A 1,087-nucleotide genomic window follows, 5' to 3' on the forward strand; every position below is an offset into this window, starting at 1 on the left:
AGTGCCGGTTGCTGAAGAGCAAACTGTGCAAAGTGCTCCGCTAGAGAATAATTTGTCTGAGGACGAAAGCAAAAAAAAACACTTCTGAATAGTGAAGGTTTAAATGTTGAGGGTGTAGCACAAGTTGAACGGGCACCTGTTGAGACCTCTGAGTCGACTGCCAGCCGCTTACAAGAGCCTGTTGAAACGCAGAGCTTTGCAGAAACTGAGCAGCCTGTTACCAGCGTTGTTGAAAGTCCAGTTCAAGAACCTGTCTCGGAACCAGTGCCTGAACCTGATAAACAATCTACTTTGCGGAATGAGGAAAAATCTCCTATTGCAGAGAGTTCGTCTCAGGATCATGTAGAGAAAAGTGAGCTTGCCGCAGATGTCCTTTCAAGCGGATGGAATAAGCAGGTGACACAATTGGGTCTTAGCGGAATGACGCTTAATTTAATGCTTAACTCAGTGCTAGAAGAGAACCCGGACGGCTTGAATCTTTATTTTGAGGCTGGACACTTTCGTTTGCTAAATCCAAGTCATGAAGGGCGGATTCGTGAATCATTGAGTAAAGAAGTGGCACAAGGGCGAAATATTACTTTCTTCGAGGGCTTAAAGCCCGAACACGAGTCGCCGATGATGTGGCGTGAACGCGTGAAAGCGGAAATGGGGGAGCAAGCAAAACTGAGTGTTGAAAATGACCCCTATGTCCAACAGATGATTAGAGAGTTTGATGGTGTGTTGATTGAAAATAGCATTAAAGCTTTAGGGCAGATTATTTAATAAAATATGATCGCGTGCAGTTGCCTTCTGAAGACGCTCTGCACAATAGTAAGTGGAGAAAAATATGATTGGTGGAAACTTGGGCGATATTATGAAGCAAGCCCAAAAAATGCAAGAAGAGCTTCAAAAGCAGCAAGAAGAAGCTGCGAATGCAGAAGTGATGGGTGAATCCGGTGCTGGCTTGGTGAAGGTTGTGATGAATGGTCGTCATGATGTTATTAAGGTTGAGCTAGATGACACTGTGTTGAGTGAAGATAAAGAGTTTTTGGAAGATTTACTTGCTGCAGCAGTAAATGATGCGGTAAGAAGGATCGAAGAAAAGAAC

2 protein-coding genes are annotated in these 1,087 nt (G+C 44.1%); both read left to right on the plus strand.

Translation table 11 applies throughout. From position 1 onward, the window contains the following. Positions 1-264: 264 nt before the first annotated feature. The gene (locus tag A3766_RS26450) at positions 265-762 is read left to right on the plus strand and encodes a DNA polymerase III subunit gamma/tau C-terminal domain-containing protein (protein WP_068643298.1); all 498 of its coding nucleotides are present in this window, start codon (positions 265-267) and stop codon (positions 760-762) included. Positions 763-826: 64 nt separating this feature from the next. Next, on the plus strand, positions 827-1,087 hold a 261-nt coding region (locus A3766_RS26455; protein ID WP_068643300.1), incomplete at its 3' end, for a YbaB/EbfC family nucleoid-associated protein.

Source organism: Oleiphilus sp. HI0132, assembly GCF_001635845.1.